Annotated in this window: 1 protein-coding gene; it reads left to right on the plus strand. The window is 37.5% G+C overall.

The annotated features are described in order from the left end of the window. Positions 1 to 2 precede the first annotated feature (2 nt). Positions 3 to 2,009: a gamma-glutamyltransferase gene (gene ggt / locus IDG60_RS11625; RefSeq protein ID WP_000236409.1), complete on the plus strand. Its 2,007-nt coding sequence runs from the start codon at positions 3 to 5 to the stop codon at positions 2,007 to 2,009. The last annotated feature ends 207 nt before the right edge of the window (positions 2,010 to 2,216 follow it).

The raw sequence follows: 2,216 nt of genomic DNA on the forward strand, positions 1-2,216 counted from the left end.
GTATGGTCATTAACTTAAATGACAAACAGACAAAAACATCTAAAGAAGGGTTAATTTCCGTATCACATCCTCTTGCGGCTAAAATTGGTAAGGATGTATTAGATCAAGGTGGCAACGCCATGGATGCAGTGATTGCAATTCAACTGGCGTTGAATGTGGTAGAACCATTTGCATCAGGTATTGGTGGTGGCGGGTATTTGCTATATTATGAGCAAAGTACTGGCAGTATAACTGCGTTTGATGCGCGTGAGACAGCCCCTGCACATGTAGATAAACAATTTTATCTAGATGATTCAGGCGAATATAAATCATTTTTTGATATGACTACACATGGTAAAACTGTCGCTGTGCCAGCAATTCCAAAGCTGTTTGATTATATTCACAAGCGTTATGCTAAGTTGTCATTGGAAGATTTAATTAATCCTGCAATTGAACTAGCTATTGAAGGTCATGCAGCCAATTGGGCTACTGAAAAATATTCGCGCCAGCAACACGCACGATTGACAAAGTATTATGAAACGGCACAAGTATTTACGCATGAAAATCAATATTGGCGTGAAGGTGATTGGATTGTACAACCCGAATTAGGTAAGACATTTCAAATATTAAGAGAACAAGGGTTTAATGCATTTTATAAAGGTGACATTGCGAAACAATTAGTCAATGTTGTCAAAGCATGTGGTGGGACAATCACTTTAGAGGATCTAGCCAAATATGACATTCAGATTAAAGCGCCAATCAGTGCAACATTTAAAGACTATGACATTTATTCAATGGGACCATCTAGTTCTGGCGGTATCACGGTAATTCAAATATTGAAGTTATTAGAACATGTCGATTTACCATCTATGGGTCCAAGATCTGTTGATTACTTGCATCATTTGATACAAGCGATGCATTTAGCATATAGTGATCGTGCGCAATATTTGGCGGATGATAATTTTCATGAGGTGCCTGTACAGTCATTAATTGATGACAATTATTTAAAAGCACGCAGTACGCTCATTGATAGCAATAAAGCAAATATTGATATAGAGCATGGTGTTGTGTCTGATTGCATTAGTCATACAGATGTTGAAGAAAATCATACCGAAACAACTCATTTTTGTGTGATTGATAAGGAAGGTAATATTGCTTCATTTACGACATCAATCGGTATGATTTACGGATCGGGTATCACGATTCCAGGCTACGGCGTGTTATTGAATACGACAATGGATGGCTTTGATGTAGTAGATGGTGGTATTAACGAAATTGCACCATATAAACGACCACTAAGTAACATGGCTCCAACGATTGTGATGTATCACGGGAAGCCAATATTAACAGTAGGTGCACCTGGTGCCATAAGTATCATTGCTAGTGTTGCGCAAACATTAATCAATGTATTAGTGTTTGGCATGGATATTCAGCAGGCTATAGATGAACCTAGAGTTTATAGTAGCCATCCTAATCGCATTGAATGGGAGCCTCAATTTTCACAATCTACAATATTAGCATTGATTGCACGTGGACATGCAATGGAACATAAACCAGATGCCTATATTGGAGATGTACATGGACTACATGTTGACTTGAATACACGTGACGCATCGGGAGGTGCTGATGATACGAGGGAAGGTACAGTGATGGGTGGTGAGGTATTATCAATTAGAAAACAACCATTACTTAGTCCCGAAATATACGATAATGACACCCATCGTGTATATTTCAATGATGTGCAGTTACCTTTATTGGCAGATCAAGTGCGATGGATGCATGACAAATATTGGGTTGATGAAAGTGTCGTTAGAATCATCTTCTCTGAAGTTAGTGCACATATTGAAGATTTAAGAAGTTATGAAAACGCAGGAGAAAATTATATAGATATTGCCTGGTTAGCACGAAAGAAAGGTTATCAAGTGGCATTGAAAGATGATGGTTTATACTTAACTGATGATACATATACTTCAGTGAAACGGAACACAAATGCATACTATAGATATGATCGAGATAGTATCACAAGATAGTTTATACGCTTGATATGAAGTTTGTAGTGGATAAGGGCTTTTGTTGAATGAAAGGATTCGATTTTGAACTTTAGCGTGACGCTTGAGTGTAGTAATGTTGAAGTTGTTATAAGAAACGCTAGTCGCCTTTGTAAAATATAAAACGCCCCACAAATTCGTTTTTGATGTACACCACAATAGTTAGTCTAAAATCTAACTTGATGTGAT

This window comes from Staphylococcus sp. EG-SA-2 (genome assembly GCF_017152085.1).